14 protein-coding genes are annotated in these 15,754 nt (G+C 57.5%); 11 read left to right on the forward strand and 3 right to left on the reverse strand.

Annotated features, from left to right (window positions below):
- Positions 1-32 precede the first annotated feature (32 nt).
- The 5 genes from BM316_RS00620 to BM316_RS00640 all read left to right on the forward strand — a co-directional run bounded on the left by BM316_RS00620 (position 33) and on the right by BM316_RS00640 (position 6,857).
- Complete coding sequence (locus BM316_RS00620; protein ID WP_090202662.1) at positions 33-836, forward strand: uracil-DNA glycosylase; 804 nt, start codon at positions 33-35, stop codon at positions 834-836.
- A complete protein-coding gene (locus BM316_RS00625; protein ID WP_090202665.1) occupies positions 836-1,387 on the forward strand; it encodes a hypothetical protein in 552 nt (183 codons plus the stop codon). The genes BM316_RS00620 and BM316_RS00625 overlap by 1 nt, the downstream gene beginning before the upstream one ends.
- 7 nt (positions 1,388-1,394) lie before the next feature.
- On the forward strand, positions 1,395-1,937 hold the full coding sequence (gene moaB, locus BM316_RS00630; protein ID WP_090202668.1) for a molybdenum cofactor biosynthesis protein B: 543 nt from the start codon (positions 1,395-1,397) through the stop codon (positions 1,935-1,937).
- 73 nt (positions 1,938-2,010) lie between these two features.
- On the forward strand, positions 2,011-3,462 hold the full coding sequence (locus BM316_RS00635; RefSeq protein ID WP_090202671.1) for an efflux RND transporter periplasmic adaptor subunit: 1,452 nt from the start codon (positions 2,011-2,013) through the stop codon (positions 3,460-3,462).
- A complete protein-coding gene (locus tag BM316_RS00640) occupies positions 3,462-6,857 on the forward strand; it encodes an efflux RND transporter permease subunit (protein WP_090202675.1) in 3,396 nt (1,131 codons plus the stop codon). Before BM316_RS00635 ends, BM316_RS00640 begins: the two co-directional genes overlap by 1 nt.
- Here BM316_RS00640 and BM316_RS00645 read toward each other — a convergent pair.
- Positions 6,854-7,654, reverse strand: a complete 801-nt coding sequence (locus BM316_RS00645; RefSeq protein ID WP_090202677.1) for a protein-disulfide reductase DsbD domain-containing protein — start codon at positions 7,652-7,654, stop codon at positions 6,854-6,856. The genes BM316_RS00640 and BM316_RS00645 overlap by 4 nt on opposite strands.
- Positions 7,655-7,758: 104 nt before the next feature.
- Between BM316_RS00645 and BM316_RS00650 the strand changes: the two genes are divergently transcribed.
- Positions 7,759-8,331: a YqgE/AlgH family protein gene (locus BM316_RS00650; protein ID WP_090207297.1), complete on the forward strand. Its 573-nt coding sequence runs from the start codon at positions 7,759-7,761 to the stop codon at positions 8,329-8,331.
- Positions 8,332-8,341: 10 nt separating this feature from the next.
- Here BM316_RS00650 and BM316_RS00655 read toward each other — a convergent pair whose 3' ends face one another.
- Entirely contained in the window at positions 8,342-8,902 is a 561-nt protein-coding gene (locus tag BM316_RS00655) for a TlpA disulfide reductase family protein (RefSeq protein ID WP_090202680.1), read from the reverse strand.
- Positions 8,903-8,914: 12 nt separating this feature from the next.
- On the opposite strand from BM316_RS00655, the gene argH reads away from it, so the two are divergent.
- The 5 genes from argH to BM316_RS00675 all read left to right on the forward strand — a co-directional run bounded on the left by argH (position 8,915) and on the right by BM316_RS00675 (position 14,826).
- Entirely contained in the window at positions 8,915-10,303 is a 1,389-nt protein-coding gene (argH, locus tag BM316_RS00660; RefSeq protein WP_090202682.1) for an argininosuccinate lyase, read from the forward strand.
- Complete coding sequence (locus tag BM316_RS16625) at positions 10,300-10,473, forward strand: hypothetical protein (protein WP_165606511.1); 174 nt, start codon at positions 10,300-10,302, stop codon at positions 10,471-10,473. The genes argH and BM316_RS16625 overlap by 4 nt, the downstream gene beginning before the upstream one ends.
- A gap of 1 nt (position 10,474) precedes the next feature.
- The gene (locus BM316_RS00665; RefSeq protein ID WP_090202686.1) at positions 10,475-10,780 is read left to right on the forward strand and encodes a DUF2834 domain-containing protein; all 306 of its coding nucleotides are present in this window, start codon (positions 10,475-10,477) and stop codon (positions 10,778-10,780) included.
- A 69-nt stretch (positions 10,781-10,849) separates the two neighbouring features.
- Positions 10,850-12,118, forward strand: a complete 1,269-nt coding sequence (gene lysA / locus BM316_RS00670; RefSeq protein WP_090202689.1) for a diaminopimelate decarboxylase — start codon at positions 10,850-10,852, stop codon at positions 12,116-12,118.
- A 116-nt stretch (positions 12,119-12,234) separates the two neighbouring features.
- Complete coding sequence (locus BM316_RS00675; RefSeq protein WP_090202692.1) at positions 12,235-14,826, forward strand: DUF4175 domain-containing protein; 2,592 nt, start codon at positions 12,235-12,237, stop codon at positions 14,824-14,826.
- Here the strand turns inward: BM316_RS00675 and BM316_RS00680 are convergent.
- Positions 14,823-15,680, reverse strand: coding sequence for a zinc-ribbon domain-containing protein (locus BM316_RS00680; protein ID WP_090202694.1), 858 nt, complete (start codon positions 15,678-15,680; stop codon positions 14,823-14,825). The two genes, BM316_RS00675 and BM316_RS00680, sit on opposite strands and share 4 nt — an antisense overlap.
- Between the last annotated feature and the right edge of the window lie 74 nt (positions 15,681-15,754).

The raw sequence follows: 15,754 nt of genomic DNA on the forward strand, positions 1-15,754 counted from the left end.
ATTCTTGAACGATGGGCTTAAGGTGCCAGACGATGGAATCGGGCAATACATACTGGCGTGACCGCGCCTTGCTGGAGTGGCAAATCGAGCTTGGTGCAACGGACGCAATCCTTGATGCGCCAGTGAATCGCTACGCGCTGGAACCCGTGAAAGCTGCATCGAAACCAGCGCCTGCAGTGGCCGATACCCCAATGCCGCCAGAGCTGCCCGTCAAAGAAGCCGTCAACGCCGTCCTGGTTGCGCGTGAGGCCGCTGCAATGGTGCAAGACCTTGCCTCATTGGCGACAGCGATGGAGGCCTTTGATCATTGCGAGCTCAAACGTGGCGCGCGCAGTTTCGTTTTCTGTGACGGGGACGCAGCTGCCCGAGTGATGATTGTCGGCGAGGCGCCCGGGCGAGAAGAAGATCGTGCCGGTCGTCCTTTTGTCGGCCGCGCCGGCCAATTGCTCGACAAGATGTTCGATGCAATCGGGATCGGACGCACGAAGTCCGAGGCGGCACAGGGACTTTACATCACGAATGTTTTGCCATGGCGCCCACCCTCAAACCGAACACCTGACGCTGCCGAGATCGCCATGATGCTGCCATTCCTTGAACGGCATATCACGTTGGCCGATCCCGATATTGTTGTGCTGATGGGCAACACACCCTGTCAGGCGCTTTTGGGGCGGACAGGGATCACGCGGATGCGTGGGCAATGGCATGAAGTCTTGGGAAAGCCGTGTTTGCCCATGTTCCATCCTGCCTATCTGCTTAGAAACCCAATCGCCAAGCGGGAGGCGTGGTCTGACCTGTTGTCACTGCAGGCCCGTTTGCGTGATGTAAAGGAGACCTGATGCGCCGATTTCTTTTGGTGGCCGCTTTTGCTGCTGCCCCAGCCTTTGCAGACCCGCTCGATCTGATCGATTACGAGGGAATTTTTGCGCGCGAGGCAGGCGCTGTCGAAGACGTGTCAGAAAGCCGACAGATCCTACGCGTTGGTGATGTGACGATCCTTTACGACCGTCTTGAGGCGAATCCTTACACGGGATTGGATGAAAGCGGCGAGGGTGCCGTCGGATGCTTTGTCAGTATCCTTGCAACCATCGAAAGTGCTGTGCTTGCCTGCGAGGTCACATTGCCCGACGAACAACTTGCTATTCAGACGGATTACCGCACAAGAGTGCTCGATTTCTATGCGGCAAACGTCGATGGCGCAGATCGTCAGACAGTCACGGACAGGTTCGAGGCGCTTGTTGCCTCCCAGATCGCGACGACCCGTCCCTTTTGCGCGAATATTGATCTGGTGACCGATCTGGCGGATCGTATCTTTGCGCCGCAAAGCGCTGAAGAGATCAACGGCATGCTGTCTGTGCCGCGTTTGCCTGTTTCAAACCCCTGCCTTTGAGGACACCATGAGCCGCATTGACGAAACCAAAGACTTTGTGCCCGTTCGGATCGCTGTCCTGACTGTGAGCGACACGCGGTCCCTAGACGATGACAAATCGGGCCAAACCCTTGTCGATCGGATCGCTGGGGCAGGGCATACCGTCGCCGATCGCATGATACTCCCCGATGAACGCGACCAGATCGCAGGACAGTTGCGGACGTGGTGTGCTGATCAAAGCGTCGATGTCATTATTTCTACCGGGGGGACCGGCCTCACGGGCCGTGATGTGTCGGTTGAAGCGCACCGTGATGTCTACGAAAAAGAGATTGATGCGTTCGGAACCATCTTCACTATTGTGAGCATGCAAAAGATCGGGACGAGCGCCGTGCAAAGCCGCGCGACTGCCGGCGTGGCGCTTGGGACATATCTCTTTGCGTTGCCCGGTTCGCCCGGAGCCTGCAAAGACGCCTGGGACGAAATTCTATCCAAACAGCTTGATTACAGGCATCGGCCCTGCAACTTCGTCGAGATCATGCCGCGTCTTGATGAGCATCTACGCCGGAAGTAACGGCTTTTTGCGTAGAAGTGGAAAGCAATGTCCGGCAGGCTAATTCTCAGCTAGTCGTCAAAAGGGTTTCTTCATGCGCTTCCTGCGTCGCAGCCTTACAGGTGTTTTCCTGCTTGCGGTCACTCTGGCGCTTGTCGCTTGGGCGGGTGAAATGGTGCGCGGTGCAATTGTCGCGCGGATGAATGAAGAACCGCGGAGCTTTCCCCAGCGAGAGCGCGTCATTGCCGTCAATGTGATCACGTTGGAACCGCAAAGACTGATCCCCGAATTGACGGTGTTCGGTGAGTTGCGAAGCCTACGCACCCTGGACCTCAGAAGTGCGACAGGTGGCATTGTACTTGAGGCAAGCCCTGACCTGGTTGAGGGTGGCACAGTCACAAGCGGTCAACTGCTTCTGAAGATCGATCCTGCACAGGCAGAAGCTGCGCGGGATCGCGCGTCCGCTGACTTGCAAGATGCAGAGGCTGAATTGCGCGACGCTGAGCGGGCCGTGACTTTGGCTGCTGATGAACTTGCAGCCGCACGCGCGCAGGCCGACCTCCGGGCACAAGCGTTGGTCCGTGCGCGTGACCTCGAAACACGCGGCGTCGGCACTACTGCTGCGGTTGAAACAGCAGAACTCGCGGCCTCGTCCGCTGATGCAACGGTCCTGGCCCGCCGTCAGGGTCTGGCCTCTGCGCAGGCGCGCATTGATCAGGCACAGACGCGATTGGCGAGAGCCGAAATTGGTTTGGCTGAGGCAGAGCGCGACCTGGCCGAGACCGAAGTAACTGCGGCCTTCGATGGCACATTGGCAGAGGTCTCGATCTCGCCTGGCGGGCGTGTGACCGCGAATGAGCGCTTCGCACAACTCGTTGATCCAGATGCGCTGGAAGTCTCCTTTCGCGTCTCGACGGCACAATATGCGCGGCTCCTCAATCAGGGTGAGCTTCTGAATGCGCCCGTCGAGGTCAGCCTTGATGTATCCGGCGTGGACTTGCGCGCGACAGGAACGATTACGCGCGAGGGTGCCACGGTTGGAAGCGGACAAACCGGCCGTCTTCTCTTTGCCAGCCTTGATGATGCTGCAGGATTTCGTCCCGGAGACTTCGTAACGGTGCAGATCGCCGAGCCTGCATTGGACGGCGTAGCGCTTGTGCCCGCGACAGCGGTGGCACCTGACGAGACAGTGCTGATTGTCGGTGAAGACGACCGCTTGAGCGAAGCGCAGGTTCAGCTTTTGCGCCGTCAAGGAGACGATGTAATCATCGATGTGGGCGCCGTCGCGGGGCAAACCATCGTGGCAGAACGTTCGCCTCTGCTGGGCGTCGGCATCAAGGTGCGCCCGATCCAACCGGGTGGTGTGCAGACTGAGGCTGCGCCGGAAATGATCACGCTCGATGCAGACCGCCGTGCCCGGTTGATCGCATTTGTCAGCGAAGGGCGGATGCCGGACGACGTAAAGGCGCGGATAATCAGCCAGTTGGAAGCCGACGAGGTCAGCTCAGAAACGGTAGCCCGGCTCGAAAGCCGGATGGGTAGCTGATGGCGACGGGCGGTGAACGACTGAGTGCAGGTGCAGGCGGCATCCTGTCATACTTCACGCGTCACCGGACGGCGGCAAACCTGCTTTTGGTGATCATGCTTGTCGCCGGTCTCTTCGCTTTTCCTAATATGCGGGCGCAGTTCTTTCCCGATGTTGTTGTCGACGATCTCACTGTGTCCGTTACCTGGTCGGGCGCTGGCGCAGAGGATGTTGATGAGGCGATCGTCCAGGTGCTGGACCCGGTTTTGTTGGCGGTAGAGGGCGTCACATCATCATCATCCACATCCCGCGAGGGACGCGCGGCCATCCGCCTTGAATTTGAGCCGGGCTACGACATTGATCGTGCCGCTGAAGATGTGCAGCTTGCATTGGATAATGCGGTGTCGTTGCCGGTTGATGCTGACGAACCCACCGTGCGCCGCGGTGGATGGTCTGATCGCGTCACGGATGTTGTCATCAGTGGGCCGGTCAGTGTCGATCAACTCGCGCGTTTTGCCGATGAGCTCTCGACCCGGCTTTTCGCTGAAGGCGTCACACAGGTCTTTGTGCAAGGCGTGGCCGCGCCTTCGACAATTGTCGAAGTGCCTTCATTGTCTCTGATCCAATATGACATCGGCCTTGCGGATATTGCGGCGCGGATTGGTGAAGAGGCCGCCGCTGATCCCGCCGGAGATGTTTCAGGCAACGCACGCATCAGGACCGGTGTCGCAAAGCGGAGTGCCGACGACATCGGTGCCATCGTCCTTCGCTCCAATGCGGATGGATCGCAACTGACGATTGCTGACGTCGCAACTGTCCGTGTCGAGGGGACCGACCGCGAGCGCGCCTACTTCGTTGGCGAGAACCCGGCGATCAAGGTGCGTGTTCAGCGTTCTGCGCAAGGCGATGCGATTGGAATGCAGCAAACCGTTGAAGATGTTGCCCGCGAGCTCACCGCATCGTTGCCAGAAGGTGTGGAAATTCAATTGACCAACGGGCGCGCTGAACTGATCACAGGTCGCCTCAACATCCTCCTCGACAACGGACTGACGGGGCTGATGCTGGTCGTGGGGCTGCTATTTCTTTTCCTCAATGCGCGAACCGCATTTTGGGTGGCATTCGGCATTCCGGCTGCAATGCTCGCAGCAATCGCACTGATGTATGCGGTGGGCATTACGATCAATATGATCTCGCTGTTTGCGCTGATTATCACGCTCGGCATTGTGGTGGATGATGCCATTGTGGTTGGCGAACATGCAGACTGGCGCGTCAGACACTTGCGAGAGGACCCTACAGTCGCCGCAGAACGAGCTGCCAAACGCATGTTCAGCCCCGTATTCTCTGCCACACTGACAACGATCATCGCGTTCTTTGGTCTGGTCGCCATCGGTGGCCGGTTCGGTGATCTGATTGCTGATATTCCGTTTACCGTGATCGTGGTGCTTGCCGCTTCGCTCGTCGAATGCTTCCTGATTTTGCCGAACCATCTTGCTCACTCCATGCGGCACTCTGCCAAAGAGCATTGGTATGATTGGCCATCACGCACGGTGAACCGTGGATTTGACTGGGTCAAAGAGAGGCTTTTTCGCCCGTTCATGGGTTTGGTGATCAAAGCGCGCTATCCGGTCGTCGCCGGGGCGGTGGTCCTGCTGGCCAGCCAGGTGACACTTTTCATCAAAGGCGACGTCAACTGGCGCTTCTTCAATGCGCCGGAGCAAAGTCAGGTGACTGGCAATTTCGCAATGCTTCCCGGAGCCACGCGATCTGACACGATTGAGATGATGCGGGAAATGCAACGGGCGACAGAGGCACTTGGGGCAGAGTATGAAGCCGAGTACGGCGCCAACCCACTGAAGTTCGTCGTTGCCGAGATCGGGGGCAATTCGGGCCGCGCCATTGCCGGGTCGGACACGAAAGAACCTGATCAGCTTGGTTCGATCACCATTGAACTTATTGATGCTGACAGCCGACCTTACACGAGCTTTGCGTTTGTGGCGGCTCTGCAAGAGGCAATCGTTCAGCACCCAATGGCCGAAACAGTCAGCTTTCGCAGTTGGGGATCAGGTCCGGGTGGCGACAGCCTTGATATTCAGATGTTCGGTGCAGATAGCGAAACGCTCAAAGCTGCAGCTGAAGCGCTGAAAACGGCCCTCGCGCAATTCCCAGAGGTCTCCGGGCTCGAAGACACGCTTTCCTATGACAAGGAAGAACTCATTCTGGAATTGACGCCCCAAGGCGAGGCGCTCGGTCTGAATATCGACGGTTTGGGCCGCGTCTTGCGCAACCGTCTTGGCGGCATCGAGGCTGCGAGTTTTCCTGATGGTGCGCGGTCTGCCACGATCCGCGTGGAATTGCCCGAGGATGAGCTTTCTGCGGACTTTTTGGATCGGACCCAGATCCGCACGCCGACTGGCGTGTATGTCCCCTTGGCAGATGTGGTGACCGTGCAAAGCCGGACGGGCTTTTCGACCGTATTGAGGGAAAACGGTATTCAACTCATTGCCGTTCTCGGAGACCTTGATGACGAGGACGCAGCACGCGCAATAGAAATTCAAGGCATTATCAACGACACCATTCTGCCGCAGATCGAGAGCGACTTTGCCGTGGAAACTTACCTGTCGGGACAAAGTGAACAAGAGCGACGATTCCTCGATGATGCCCGGACTGGTCTCATCCTTGTGCTGTTGGGTATCTATCTGACCCTTTCATGGATATTCAGCAGTTGGACACGCCCCGTGGTCGTCATGTCCATCATCCCCTTTGCTTTGGTTGGTACAATCTACGGTCACTATGTCTGGGGCATCCCGATGAGTATGTTCACCGTGGTTGGACTGATCGGCATGGTCGGCATTATCATCAATGACAGTATCGTTCTGGTGACCACTGTGGATGATTACGCCAAAGACCGCGGTCTGGTGCCAGCCATTATCGACGGGGCGGTTGACCGCCTGCGGCCCGTCATGCTGACGACGATGACAACCGTTCTTGGTTTGCTGCCGTTGCTTTACGAAGGATCGACGCAGGCGGAATTCCTAAAACCAACCGTTGTCACGCTTGTCTTTGGATTGGGCTTCGGGATGGTTTTGGTTTTGCTTGTGGTGCCGTCCATCATGGCGATGCAGGCGGACGTGGCAAAACAGGTTCAATCAGCGAAACGAGCACTGCGCGGGCGGAACTGGAAGATGTTTGCACCTGCCGGACTTGGCGTTCTTGGCGCCCTGGCACTTTTCGGGGCCGGACTTGCTCCGATTATTCTGACCGGTAGCCCCTTGCCGCAGGTTGCAGCAGTCTTCCCATTTGTTGGAGCAGGATTCGCCCCGGCATTCGGCCTCTTTGTCATTGGCCTCATCGCGTGGCTTTTCGCGATTTATCTCGTGACAGCATTGTTGACGGGAATGCGCCGACTGCGCACTTAACCCGCCCGACACCCTTGGATATCAATTGCACGGCCCTCGCCAATGACTGTGATACGAATACCATCACGTTGCAGCCCGAAAGGCTCGCCCGATGGGTGCATGAGGTCTACTTTGGCTGAGAGCGTATTTCCATGCTGCGTAACCACAGCTTCGGAGACCCAAATACTGGGGTCTTGCGTCTCGATTACAACATGTTCCCCACCATTGAGACCGGTCATTGCAATCGCTGCATTCAGTTGCAGACCATCTTGTGACGGCGACACCTGACATGTCACGTCCTGCACACCTGCCTCCGCTGCTCCGACAGGCTGAGACGCCAGAGCCGCCGTAATTGCCGCATCAGGATTGCCATCGAGTGGGAGGAGACTTTCAAAAGCAACTGTGACCGGAATGCAAATTTCTTCGCAAACGCCGATCGTGATTTCACCCGCAATTTCGGCGACACCAGCATCCGGAGAGAGATCAATAGACAGCGGAACCGTCACGCCGTTCATATATCCAATGGAGATCATACCATAGTCACCCAAGACCTGAGGGGTCGGCCATAGCGGTGTGACGCTTTCAATCTCGCGCGATCCGGTGAAAGTCATATGAGGTGGGATGCCAGCATCACCCGGAGCGCGCCAGTAGGTGATCCAACCTGGTTTGAGTGTGATTTGCAAAGCCGCAACGTGATCGTTCGTGTCCGTCCGCCAGCCGGGCAATACCTCGACGCGGGCCAGATTGTCGTAAGACTGGCTTACCGCTTGATGCGGAAGGACGAGCATCGTCAGAAGTGAGAACAAGGGCGGGCGCATACAACGTTACTTATGCATCGCTGCTGCAATAGGAAGTCACGTTTGCGCCAACAGCTGCAATGATGGCGCTTGCGTCACAGTCGTTTGATGAACATCTTGGTTGCATGACCACCACCGTCACAAAGCTCACCGGTAAGCTGTTGATTGCCATGCCGGATATGTCCGACCCGCGATTTGCCAAGTCGGTCATTTTCATGTGCGACCATTCGGCAGAGGGAGGAATGGGGCTGGTGATCAACCGGCCCAAACAGGGCGTCAGTTTTTCCGCACTGCTTGAGCAGCTTGAAATTGCGCAAAGCATCAATGCGGGGCCGTTTCCGCGGCTATACGATGGTGGTCCCGTCGAACAGCAAAGAGGTTTTGTCCTGCATTCAAGTGACTACCGATGCAAGGACGGGACGCTAGAGGTGGACGAAAGTTTTCGGATGACGGCGACCCTGAAGGTCCTCGAAGATATCGGGCGAGGAGAGGGACCCAAGACGGCCCTCATGACACTTGGATACGCTGGTTGGGGTCCGGGCCAACTGGAATTTGAAATCTCACGGAATGGCTGGTTGACGTGTGATCCTAACGAAGAACTGGTTTTCCACACCCCTGATGATCAGAAATGGTCGGCATCGCTCAAGATGATGGGTATTGACCCGTTGCTGCTTTCTGCGACGGCAGGACGAGCCTAGAGCGTCAGATTCAATACTGGCCGTCGACGATACGGGACAAGATGGCCGTTGCATTATCGCTGGACCAATCAGCCTCGCCCTGCATCCGCCCCAATTCATTTCCCTCACGATCAAGGATGATTGTTGCTGGCAGACCAAGCACGCCCATGCTGCGTGCAAGTGACGATCGGTTATCTGTGTGCAGCGGCAAGTTATCGACGCCTATTTCTTCAAGAAAGCGCTCCATCGCGGGCCGGGCGTTACGGCCTGTGGCTACAGTCACCACCTGAAGGTCATCGCCGCCCATTTCAGACTGCAAGGCCGACAGATGGGGCATTTCCTTGCGGCAAGGTGCGCACCAAGTCGCCCAGAAATTCAGAACCACGACCTGCCCTTCAAATTCGGCAAGCGTCATCTCGCTTCCGTCTTCATGTGTAAAAGCAGTCGAGGACCCCTCCCAGGGTTCACTATGGAAAATCAGTTTGCGCATGTCGCCTTTGCGCAGCGCCTCTAGCTCGGCGATGTCTGCATGGGCAATGTTTGCAACACCCAAAAGGGCCGTATAAAGCAGTGCCGATATCAATTTGCGCATAGGCTTTCCTTTATGACCAAATCTGCAAACACCATGTGGGGCGGGCGTTTTGCCGCCGGACCGGACGCGATCATGGAGGCGATCAACGCCTCAATCGGATATGACCGTCGACTGGCGCCGCAGGATATTGCAGGTTCTCGTGCCCATGCCGCGATGCTCGCTGCGACAGGCATCATTACGGATAAAGACGCCGAGGCCATTCGGGAAGGGCTGCTCACAGTCTTGTCAGAGATTGAAACCGGCGATTTCCCGTTTTCGACAGCGCTGGAAGACATTCATATGAATGTCGAGGCGCGGTTGAAGGAAATTGTTGGCGAGCCTGCTGGTCGTTTGCACACGGCACGCTCTCGCAATGATCAGGTCGCCGTCGACTTCCGGCTTTGGGTCCGTGATCAGTGCGATCAGGCGGATGAGGCTCTGGCTGCTTTGCAGAAAGCACTGCTCGGCCAAGCGGAGGCTGGGGCGGATTGGGTGATGCCCGGCTTTACACATCTGCAGACGGCACAGCCTGTCACATGGGGGCACCACATGCTGGCCTATGTCGAGATGTTTGCCCGTGACAGATCGCGTTTTGCCGATGCGCGCGCGCGGATGAACACTTCGCCCCTTGGTGCGGCGGCGCTGGCGGGCACCTCGTTCCCGATTGACCGCGAGATGACGGCCAAGGCGCTGGACTTTGACCGCCCGATGGCAAACTCGCTTGATGCTGTGTCAGACCGCGACTTCGCACTGGAGTTTCTGTCCAGCGCCAGCATCTGCGCGATGCACCTCAGCCGCCTGGCGGAAGAGCTGGTGATCTGGTCCTCGGCGCAGTTCCGCTTTGTGAAGATGTCGGACAAGTGGTCGACCGGTTCGTCGATCATGCCGCAAAAGCGCAACCCTGACGCAGCCGAACTGATCCGCGCCAAGATAGGCCGGATTTTTGGAGCAAATGTCGCCTTGATGACGGTGATGAAGGGGCTGCCGCTGACCTATTCCAAGGACATGCAGGAAGATAAGGAACAGACATTCGACGCTGCCGACAACCTGATGCTGGCGCTGGCGGCGATGACGGGGATGGTGGCAGATATGTCCGCACAGGTGGAGAATCTGAAAGCTGCGGCCTCGAGCGGGTTTTCCACCGCGACTGATCTTGCCGACTGGCTTGTGCGCGAACTTGGCCTACCTTTCCGAGACGCACATCATGTGACGGGTTCGCTGGTTGCGATGGCCGAGGATAAGGGCTGTGACCTGCCGGATCTGAGCCTCGCGGACATGCAATCGGTCCATGCAGGCATCCGCGAGGACGTTTTTAATGTGTTGGGGGTCGAGAATTCGGTCGCCTCACGCACCAGTTTTGGCGGCACGTCGCCAGAAAACGTTCGCGCGCAAGTCGCGCAATGGAAAGAGGTCTTGGGATGAAACCACTTGTTTTGATCATCAGTCTGACGGTGCTTGCGGCTTGCGGTGCCGATGGCGCGCCCTTCGTGCCGACCGCGAACCTTGGTTTGAACATTGGTCCAAACGGTGTGACGCCGGGAGCAACCGTGGGTGCCAGCAACGGCACGGTCTCTGTCGGGGTTGGTCTTTAGGATGCGCTTTGTCTGGCTGGCCCTTGCCGTCTGGGGCACGATCCATCCGATGTACTACTTCATCAGCTGGTTTCAGGAAAACGGTTGGTCAATCATGAATATGGTTGATGCATGGCATGCGAATGCCGCCACAAGCGGTTTGGTCTGGGATCTGACGGTCGCGGCAGTGACACTGACGATCTGGGTGATCTACGAGGCTTTTGCAAAACGCGACTGGCTGCGCTTGCTGGCGATTCCAGCGACTTATTGCATCGGGGTGAGCTGCGGACTGCCACTCTATCTCTATTTGCGAGGGCGCAAGGGGTAGCCCGAAACAGGGTTGGCCTTTCATCGCTTTCTGCTATGTCCCATCCCGTTCTGACTGGGATGACAAGCGATGGATCATTTTCTCTACCGTGATGGCGCACTCTACGCTGAAGATGTGCCCGTGACCGAAATTGCGGCTGCTGTTGGCACGCCGTTCTATGTCTATTCCACCGCAACCCTGAAACGTCACTTTCAACTGTTTGACGACGCACTCGCTTGGGGTGACCACCTGGTCTGCTTTGCGATGAAGTCTGCCTCCAATCAGGCAATTATCAAGCTTCTCGGGGATGCCGGCGCGGGTATGGATGTAGTCTCGGGGGGTGAATACCTGCGTGCCAAGGCCGCTGGCATTCCTGGCGAACGCATCGTTTTTTCGGGCGTCGGCAAGACGGCAGATGAAATGCGTATGGCGCTCGAAGGCGGCATTCGCCAGTTCAACGTCGAAAGCGAACCCGAGATGATCGTACTGGATCAGGTGGCGCAATCACTCGGCGTCGTGGCCCCGATCACCGTACGCGTGAACCCTGATGTGGACGCAAAAACCCACGCAAAGATCGCGACTGGTAAATCTGAAAACAAGTTCGGTATTCCCATCAGCCGCGCGCGCGACGTTTACGCGATGGCCGCCAAGATGCCGGGTCTGAAAGTGATCGGTATCGACGTACATATCGGTTCCCAATTGACCGAGCTTGCGCCATTTGAAGCGGCATATCGCAAGGTTGCGGAACTCACAGAGACACTCCGTGCAGATGGGCACGAGATCACGCGCCTCGACTTGGGCGGAGGTTTGGGCATTCCCTATTCGCGGTCAAATGAGGCACCACCTTTGCCGACTGATTACGGCGACCTGATCAAGCGCACCGTCGGGCATCTGGGCTGTGAGATCGAGATCGAACCGGGTCGCCTGATCTCCGGCAATGCGGGGCTCATGGTCTCCAAAGTGATCTACGTGAAATCTGGTGAGGACCGCGACTTTCTGATCCTCGATGGCGCAATGAACGACTTGATCCGTCCGGCGATGTACGACGCTTACCACGATATTGTCCCGGTTATTGAACCCCAGCCAGGCGCGGAGCCTGCGAAATACGATATCGTCGGGCCGGTCTGCGAAAGCGGTGACACATTTGCCAAGGGCCGTGTTATGCCCGCGGTGATGCCGGATGATCTGGTCGCTTTTCGTTCTGCAGGTGCATATGGCGCGGTCATGTCGTCGGAGTATAACTCGCGCCCGCTCATCCCGGAGGTTCTCGTGGATGGCGATCAATTTGCAGTTATTCGCGCCCGACCTACCTATGAAGAAATGATTGCACGCGATACGCTGCCAGAGTGGTTGGTCTGATCCAAAGGGCTGACGACGCGACGCTAGCGTACGACGCCTGAGGAGATAGATCGCTGCAAGATCAGCAGGACAGCTTGCGCCAACTGCGCTTTCCGGTTGCTGCCACCCGTGCAGGGATGGTGGCCGAAGAGGTCGTGCGCGCATTTTGGCCGTTCTGGACAACTATTTTCTTCATTCTCGCGCCGTTGATGATGGGTTGGCAGGATACGCTGCCGCTTGAGGTGCTTTGGGGCGGTGGTGTTGTCGCAGTGTTGGCGTTTCTTGGCACGCTTGTTTGGGGTGTGCGCCGTTTTCGCTTGCCATCAATCGAGGATGCAACCGCACGTGTTGATGCCAGTTTGCCGGGACGCCCTATTGCCGCGCTTGCAGATACGCAGGCGATTGGCGCCGGTGATGCGGCATCGGAAGCTGTTTGGCGTGCCCACATCGCGCGGATGGCTGACCGCACCAAACAAGCCAAAGCTGTTGAGCCCGACCTGCGTGTTTCAGACCGCGATCCTTATGGGCTGCGGTTCATAGCGCTTATCTTCTTTGTCACGGCGGTGCTTTTCGGATCATTCCTTCGCGTCGGCTCCGTCGGAGAGATCGTTGCAGGGCAAGAGCCATCGCTGGCAACAGGCCCTGTTTGGGAAGGCTGGATTGAACCGCCGGCCTACACAGGCAAACCTTCACTCTACCTCAACGATATCCCGGCTGGCACGCTGCGCGTACCGGAGGGAAGCCAAATCACCTTGCGTCTCTATGGTGAAGTCGGCGCTTTGACCGTCGCTGAAACAGTGTCAGGTCGCACAGGCGAACTTGGTTCTGCGTCCGAGGCGCAGCAACAGTTCACCATTTCGCGGTCAGGTGAACTCACCATTTCGGGCCCGAACGAAGTAACCTGGCAGGTGATTGCGGTTGAGGATACCGCACCCTCAGTGGCATTGACCGCCCCGATCGAAGCTGACGCGATGGGTGAGATGTCGCAAAGCTTCGCGGTGAGCGATGACTATGGTGTGGAAACCGGAACGGCGACAATCACACTCGATCTGGCCTCTGTGGACCGTAGGCATGGATTGACCATTGATCCCGATCCTGTTGCGCCACTGGTATTGGACCTTCCGATGCCCTTCACGGGCGACCGTGCTGAGTTTGAAGAAATTCTTATCGACGATCTCAGCGAACATCCGTTGGCAAACCTGCCCGTCATTATGGAGTTTTCCGTAACCGATGCCGCAGGTCAGATCGGCCAATCTGACCCCGAAAGCCTGATCCTTCCTGGCCGACGCTTTTTTCAGCCGTTGGCCCGCGCGGTCATTGAACAGCGTCGCGATTTGATGTGGTCAAAGGCAAACGCCCGCCGCGTGAATCAGATACTTCGGGCTGTTTCAAACCAGCCTGAAGGCTTTTTCACAAGTGAGACAATTTATCTGCGGATGCGGACCATCATTCGTCGTCTCGACAACATGGCAACCTTTGGCATGACAGACGAAGGACAGGCCGAGATTGTTGATGCGTTGTGGGAACTGGCTATCCAGCTTGAGGATGGCCGTCTCGCTGATGCCCGCGAGCGGCTGCGTCGTGCCCAGGAACGGCTGGCAGAGGCGATGCGAAATGGTGCGTCAGATGAGGAAATCGCCGAACTGATGCAGGAATTGCGCGAGGCGACTGATGACTATCTGCGTATGCTCGCGGAGCAGGCTGAGCCTGGCGACGGCACAGACATGGCTGACAGCGGCCAGCAAGGCGAACAGATGGGCATGGACGAATTGCAGGCCCTGATGGACCGCATTGAACAACTCATGCAGGAAGGCCGCATGGCCGAAGCGCAGCAGTTGATGGAACAGCTGAACGAGTTGATGGAAAACCTGCGTGTGACCCAAGGGGAAGGCGGTGAAGGCCCCCAAAGCCCCGGCGAACAATCCATGCAGGATCTTGCTGAAACCTTACGTGATCAAGAAGAACTCTCGGACGATGCATTCCGCGACTTGCAGCAACAGGGTGAACAACAGGGTCAGCAGCGTGGACAACAAGGTCAGCAAAGCCAGCCGGGGCAACAGGGCCAGCAAGGCCAGCAGGGACAACGACCTGGACAGCCGCAAGGCCAGCAAGGACAGGACGGCAACCAGCCCGGCCAAAGCGGGCGACAGGGTCAAGGTCAAGGTGTCGGGGAAGACGCCCAAAGTGGTGAGCAGCGCGGCGATGGCGCTGGCGGCGAAGGCGATGAGCGCAACCTCGCGGAACGTCAGCGCGCACTTCGCGAAGAACTGGAACGTCAGCGGAACAGCTTACCGAATTTGCCCGGCGAGTCCGGCGAGATCGCACGGCAGTCGCTTGAGCGTGCAGAAGGAGCCATGGAAGGTGCTGAAGAGGCGCTACGAGACGGTGACCTGGCCGAAGCCATTGATCAACAGGCCGAAGCAATGGATGCACTGCGCAACGGGATGCGCGAACTAGGGCAGGCGATGGCTGAAAACCAGAACGCACAGCCTGGCCAAGGCTCTGAGCAGGGGCAGGCCGCAAGTCGCGAATCCGACGCGCAGCGCGACCCCTTGGGCCGTGAGATGGGAAATACCGGCCAGCTTGGGACCGACCAAAGTCTCTTGGGTGGCGCTGATGTAAATCGCCGCGCCGAAGAGCTTTTAGGAGAAATTCGTCGCCGCTCAGCCGAACAGGACCGACCTGAGGTCGAACGCGATTATCTGCGGCGTCTTCTGGATCAGTTCTAGGGTTGCACTTGCGCGATTAGCGCTCTGACACTCTCAACGATACTGCCGACAAAGACATTCAACGATGCTCTGAGCTCGTTCATCACCGCGACATATCGGATCATCGTCTCCCGTGATTGTGGCAGGTTCTCGATGATTTGTTCTGCAAGAACGTATGGGGTGATGATGACCACGAACAGCGCAACCACAATGAGGAAGCCACGCCTGAAGCCACGCCGACGGGCTGCGTCGACACGATCAGCTTCAGTGATGCCCGCGTTCGAATTGTTCTGATCCCGGGCGCGCAGGACCGCATTAACCTCGTTTATATCGGGAATGGTGCGTGGGTTGGCGGTTGCCGGTGCCGCAACGGCTGTTGCTGCGCTACTGCTGGTAGTTTTTGATCGGGTTCCGCCCTCAGCGTCGGTCATCTGTGCGATGCGTTCGCGGGTGGCCTTCAGATCAACAGCGGGCGCAGCTTTGCGTTCTGGAAGTTTGGAGCTGTATTTCTCGCTTTCGCGGGCCGGCACATCATGTTCGCGTGACGCCTCCTCGCGCAGGATATTCGCAATATTTGCATCGACAGGCCGATGTTTGGGCTCATGCGTCTGACTTTTGTCTTTGTGCTGATGAGGCACGTCATAGGCACCAACGTCGCGGGATGCTTCGTTCTTCGGTTCAGTTGCCTCTGATTTCACTGCAGTTGGAATTGGCCGCGACAAGACGCGCGAAACGGGACGTGACAGGACGCGTGACATCTCCGTCTGGAACCACGTATGGCCGCAAGTTGAGCACTGCACATCACGTCCCCCTTTGGGGATCGCATCATCGGCAACGTTATACTGCGCATCGCATTTTGGACAAATGAGCCGCATTCCAAATCCTTCTGCCCGTCACAAACATGTTCTTTGTTATTGCCGTTAAACTACCAATGCCAGCGGCAAAGGCA

Source organism: Yoonia litorea (genome assembly GCF_900114675.1).
Lineage (GTDB): Bacteria > Pseudomonadota > Alphaproteobacteria > Rhodobacterales > Rhodobacteraceae > Yoonia > Yoonia litorea.

Excerpts from the sequence above, each read along its gene's own strand:
- BM316_RS00620 (WP_090202662.1), top strand. The coding sequence starts at position 33 with ATGGAATCGGGCAATACATACTGGCGTGACCGCGCCTTGCTGGAGTGG.
- BM316_RS00625 (WP_090202665.1), top strand. The coding sequence starts at position 836 with ATGCGCCGATTTCTTTTGGTGGCCGCTTTTGCTGCTGCCCCAGCCTTT.
- moaB (WP_090202668.1), top strand. The coding sequence starts at position 1,395 with ATGAGCCGCATTGACGAAACCAAAGACTTTGTGCCCGTTCGGATCGCT.
- BM316_RS00635 (WP_090202671.1), top strand. The coding sequence starts at position 2,011 with ATGCGCTTCCTGCGTCGCAGCCTTACAGGTGTTTTCCTGCTTGCGGTC.
- BM316_RS00640 (WP_090202675.1), top strand. The coding sequence starts at position 3,462 with ATGGCGACGGGCGGTGAACGACTGAGTGCAGGTGCAGGCGGCATCCTG.
- BM316_RS00645 (WP_090202677.1), bottom strand. The coding sequence starts at position 7,654 with ATGCGCCCGCCCTTGTTCTCACTTCTGACGATGCTCGTCCTTCCGCAT.
- BM316_RS00650 (WP_090207297.1), top strand. The coding sequence starts at position 7,759 with ATGACCACCACCGTCACAAAGCTCACCGGTAAGCTGTTGATTGCCATG.
- BM316_RS00655 (WP_090202680.1), bottom strand. The coding sequence starts at position 8,902 with ATGCGCAAATTGATATCGGCACTGCTTTATACGGCCCTTTTGGGTGTT.
- argH (WP_090202682.1), top strand. The coding sequence starts at position 8,915 with ATGACCAAATCTGCAAACACCATGTGGGGCGGGCGTTTTGCCGCCGGA.
- BM316_RS16625 (WP_165606511.1), top strand. The coding sequence starts at position 10,300 with ATGAAACCACTTGTTTTGATCATCAGTCTGACGGTGCTTGCGGCTTGC.
- BM316_RS00665 (WP_090202686.1), top strand. The coding sequence starts at position 10,475 with ATGCGCTTTGTCTGGCTGGCCCTTGCCGTCTGGGGCACGATCCATCCG.
- lysA (WP_090202689.1), top strand. The coding sequence starts at position 10,850 with ATGGATCATTTTCTCTACCGTGATGGCGCACTCTACGCTGAAGATGTG.
- BM316_RS00675 (WP_090202692.1), top strand. The coding sequence starts at position 12,235 with ATGGTGGCCGAAGAGGTCGTGCGCGCATTTTGGCCGTTCTGGACAACT.
- BM316_RS00680 (WP_090202694.1), bottom strand. The coding sequence starts at position 15,680 with ATGCGGCTCATTTGTCCAAAATGCGATGCGCAGTATAACGTTGCCGAT.